The sequence below is a fragment of the Pararcticibacter amylolyticus genome, assembly GCF_003130405.1.
Taxonomy (GTDB): Bacteria; Bacteroidota; Bacteroidia; order Sphingobacteriales; family Sphingobacteriaceae; genus Arcticibacter; species Arcticibacter amylolyticus.
In genome coordinates this window covers 1-4,533 of the sequence record NZ_QEAS01000052.1, presented here as the reverse complement: position 1 = coordinate 4,533, position 4,533 = coordinate 1, and the positions used below count along the sequence as shown (strand labels likewise).

4 protein-coding genes and 1 pseudogene are annotated in these 4,533 nt (G+C 41.0%); 3 read left to right on the top strand and 2 right to left on the bottom strand.

What is annotated here, in order from left to right; translation table 11 throughout:
- The coding region (locus DDR33_RS24845; protein ID WP_146198874.1) for a hypothetical protein at positions 1-587 on the bottom strand (587 nt) is incomplete at its 3' end.
- 458 nt (positions 588-1,045) lie between these two features.
- Here DDR33_RS24845 and DDR33_RS24840 point away from each other — a divergent pair.
- The 3 genes from DDR33_RS24840 to DDR33_RS24830 all read left to right on the top strand — a co-directional run bounded on the left by DDR33_RS24840 (position 1,046) and on the right by DDR33_RS24830 (position 3,933).
- Positions 1,046-1,945: a hypothetical protein gene (locus DDR33_RS24840; RefSeq protein ID WP_146198873.1), complete on the top strand. Its 900-nt coding sequence runs from the start codon at positions 1,046-1,048 to the stop codon at positions 1,943-1,945.
- Between the two features lie 89 nt (positions 1,946-2,034).
- A complete protein-coding gene (locus DDR33_RS24835; RefSeq protein WP_146198872.1) occupies positions 2,035-2,901 on the top strand; it encodes a hypothetical protein in 867 nt (288 codons plus the stop codon).
- 21 nt (positions 2,902-2,922) lie between these two features.
- Entirely contained in the window at positions 2,923-3,933 is a 1,011-nt protein-coding gene (locus DDR33_RS24830) for a hypothetical protein (RefSeq protein ID WP_109418482.1), read from the top strand.
- A 234-nt stretch (positions 3,934-4,167) separates the two neighbouring features.
- Here DDR33_RS24830 and DDR33_RS24825 read toward each other — a convergent pair.
- A pseudogene (locus DDR33_RS24825) lies at positions 4,168-4,533 on the bottom strand (hypothetical protein); the annotation flags it as partial.

Genomic DNA, 4,533 nt, shown 5'->3' with positions numbered 1-4,533 from the left:
CCTTTTACTAAAAGATTGCCACTCGTTGTGAAGTCAACATTAAGCGTTGGATCAAGTCTAAAGTCGTCGATAGGAGTACCTGCAGGATTCTCATTGATCTTAATGTGATTCAATCCTGAGACTTGGTCTACGCGTTCCTGAAGATATGTAATCTTCACTGTGTATGCCATATAACTGGCCAGTTCCAGATAAAGCGGAATAGATTTGTTAATATATCCTCCCATTTCTGTATTTAGGTTAGTAGCCGTACCAAAACTCATCCGGGCAGCGTTGGAGATACCGTGAACTTCTGCTAGCCTGAGGGCTGGATCTCCTGTATGTGCTCCCTGATCATATCCGACCTCAATGATATATTTTTGGTAACCTGTTTGATAAGACGAACAAAACAGCTCTATGATTACCAGGCCTCCGGTCTGCCAATGATGGGAATTGAATCCTAATGTGGCAATTTCGAATTTTTTGGCGGCTGCTCCGTTTGTCGCCACATTGATAACTGTTGTTTTCAGTCCGTTCTGTTCTGAGTGAATTTGCGAAAAAAGATTGATGCTTAGAAGTAAGAATAATGTGAGGGACAGATTTCTTTTCATTCTTTTCAAGATTGTTATGATGATAATTAAGTTAGTAGGTAGTTCTTTTATCTGAATAAGCCCTTAATTAAGGCAGATATCTGATGTCTTAGAAGTTTTGTTTCTTGCAAAAAATATATGTTCAAAAAATGGTCAGACAAGTTTTAATATTGACGGTTTTATCATGCTAATGTATGAACTGGATTTGGTTGTTGCCAGCAGTTTTTGATAGAAGCGGAAAAAGGTGATTAAGATCAGATTTTCTAAAGAAAGGCCTTCGTTATTCTGTTGTTAATCATAGGAAAGAGGGTTTGTGAATTCATAGAGATATATTTAATTGTTAAATGGTTCTTCCAGGTTCCCTAAGCTATCGCAAGGACGGTTCGATTTAGTTCGTTTTGCAAACCGATGACATTTTTCTTAAAGCAGAAATGTCAGAAGTAGTTATATATTTGATTCCTGTTATAGCATTATCACAAATGAAAGGGAAAATCTTATTACTCATTGTCACTTTATCTTTTTTTAAATTAAACGCTTTTGCTCAAACTTATCAAACAACCCTGGGAAAAGGGACGGATACCAGGCTGGAAGTATATGAGTACTACCACCATACCGGGGAAGAGAAATGGCTTAAGCTGTTTACTATTAACAATAGTAACTGGAGTTATGGAGGTGTTTCAGGAAGAGTTTATTTCGTAGACTATCAGGGAGTGGGAGGCTCTTATGTCGACTTCGCCTTTCCTCAAACCATAAATAGCTGGCAGAAGCCGACATTATTTATTAATGGTAACTCTTGCACGAAATTGAAATGGTACATCACAAGCAACGACGTCGGGTCATACACCGTGTATGTGAAGACTCCCACCTTTCATTTGGGTTTAAGCTTTCTATACCGTGGGAGCTCCTATGTTCCTCATTTTGCAGAGGAAGGCGTAATTCCTACTACTTTCGTCTGGAGCTCTGAAAATGACCCGGAAAGTCTAGCTTTCTTTCGGTCAGATGGGAACTGGGGGTTAGGAACAACGAATCCAACTCATAAGTTAACGGTAAATGGCCAGATCAGAGCTAGGGAGATTAAAGTAGAAAACGACAATTGGCCAGACTACGTGTTTGAAAAGCAATATCAACCCATGACTCTGAACAATCTAGCGGCCTATATTAGTAAGAATGGGCATCTTCCTGAGATTCCATCTGCAACTGAAGTGAAAAAGGAAGGTGTAAACTTAAGTGCGCTCAATGCAAAGATGCTGCAGAAAATTGAAGAATTGACTCTATACATTATAGATCAACAAAAGGAAATTGAGAGCTTGAAAAGACAAAATGAAAAGATTCCGGCAATGGAAAAGGATATAGCGGCTTTAAAGAAAGCCTCAAAATAAGCATTCCGCATTTCGAGGGAACGCGTAACGTTTCCCTATCTTCTAGGTAATATACTTATCAAAAGAACTACTCATTAAAACCCAATAATATGTATTTATTCTTAAAGAATTGGCAGCTAGCCATAATCCTATTGATGCCCTATACTGCTTTTGCTCAGACTGTTTTTTCGTCTCTTGAAGTGAATGGAAGAAATCCGATAAGTTCAATAAATGAATTTTATAACCTCGTGCAACTGAAGAATGACCATCACGCTGCTATTGTATATCAACCTGGCACACCGCAGGAACTGATGTTTGGATTTCATAGTAATGGTAGTTTTTACTGGGGTTCCAGGGCTATCAGCAGTTACCCGATGGTTTTGAGTGGAGCAGGAGATCTTAAAATTGCTAAATCTTTTGAAGCGACGGGAACTGGGAGTGTGAATGGGAACCTATCTATAAAGTCAAATGGAAGTACTTCATCAGAATTGCTTATGTATAAGCAGAATGGAGGCTACTATGATGTTGGCGCCAGTAATAGCGGATTTTTCATCTTCAATAGTTCCAATAACCAACACCTGATGAAAGCGAACGAAAACAACGAACTTGCTATAGGAACAAATCCAGTTGCTGGGTCGCGTCTTGCTGTTGGAGGAAGTATTATTGCTGAGGCTGTTAAGGTAAAGCTGCAGTCTCAATGGCCGGATTATGTATTTGATTCTTCATATAAGCGACTCTCGCTTAAAGAGCTGGATGAGTTTGTTAGGAGGGAACAGCATTTGCCGGAAATGCCAGTTGCGGAAGATGTAAAGGAAAATGGGATAGATCTTGGAGAAATGAATTCAAAACTTCTGAGGAAGGTAGAAGAGCTTACGTTGTACCTAATTGAACAGGGAAAGAAGAACGAAGAACAGCTCCGGTTGATTGGGGTACTGCAACAGGAAGTGAGATCCCTAAAGGAGTGCATTAATAAATAGTTTTTGAAAATAACGGCAAAAATGAATATCAAAATTACTTTATCAGTACTTATTGTGCTGGGATTTTCGTCCAAAGTGACTGCCCAATGGGTTCAATCCGGGAATAATGTTCTTCTGAATTCCGGAAGCGTAGGAATTGGGACACAAAATCCAGCTGCCAAACTTAGTATTGACGGAAATAGCGGAAGTTTTGTTGGGGCTGATATCGTTATTAAGCGGTCAGGCTCTCTTCAGGGTGTTGGACAAAGTCCTACAATACAGTTAGAAGATACTGAAAGTGGCCGTGGCTCTATAATCCAATCATTCCGCGGTCAGCTTCAATTCTTTAATTCTTCTGGCAACGGCTGGCGTGAATGCATGCGCTTGATAGAGAATGGAAATGTCGGTATAGGAACATCTACTCCCAGTGCTAAACTGGAAGTTGGGGGGAACGATAATACCTATATGGGGGCGGATATCAGTATTACACGCAGCAGTTCCTCGCCCGGAGAGGGGCGTAGTCCTGCTCTTCAATTTAATGATCTATCTACCGGGGATGCGTCAATTATTCAATCTTACCACGGGACACTGCAGTTTTTGAATTCATCTTCTGGAAGTGGCTGGAGAGAACACATGCGTATAACCGGAGATGGAAATGTCGGTATAGGAATGACCGCTCCTGATGCCAGATTATCTGTCAACGGGACGATTCATACGAAGGAAGTGAAAGTAGATATGAATGGATGGCCGGATTATGTATTTGATAAAAGTTATCTGCTTCCCTCTCTTCAGGAAGTAGATCTATATATCGCAAAACACCGCCACCTGCCTGATGTACCCAGTGAAAAGGAGGTTCTGGATAATGGAATTAATCTGGGGGAAATGAACCGGCTGTTATTGAAGAAGATAGAAGAGCTAACCTTATACCTGATCAGGAAAGATTCAATGGACAAAGAAAAGGAAGTGCTGATTAAAACCCAGCAGGAACAGATTGAAGAGCTTAAGGGACAGATGGAAGGTATTCTTAAGAAAGTTGATTCCTTATCTCGTTAGTGTTAAAGGGAAGGGCATAGACAAGTATAAGAAGCGTAGATTTTAAAGCAAGGGGGGCTGGAGGTGCTGGAGGGGCCCTGGTGCAGAATGAGACGGGACCGCTGGTGAGCTTGTTCGACACTCGGTCGCCCCCTCGTGCGGACACCTTCGACAAAAAGGTATAAAAGTGCACCCCTGTGGGGGAAAGTGGGCAGCAGGGGTCTGGGCCAACGGCCCCCAGGCAATACGATCTTTTCATTGATTTTTAGTTTTTAAAGATTCAACCTCTTTTTTTAACTCAATAACATATAAGGTCAGCTCCTCAATTTTCTTCAGAAGGGCTGCGTTTATTTCCCCAACGTTTAACCCCTTTTCCTGTATTTCGGATGCTGATGGAATTCCTGGTAAGTGCTGATTCTTCTGAATAAAATTTTCTACCTCCTTTAAGTCTGAGAGCTTATGCTCGGAGGTAAATACATAATCGGGCCAATTCGCTGCTTCTACCTTTATTTCCTTAGCCCGGATGTTTCCATTAACAGAAAGCTTGTATCCATGAGCATCATAACCGCCTATACTAACTGATCCCATGAACGTATTGGTGCCGTTTCCATTGAAGTTAAC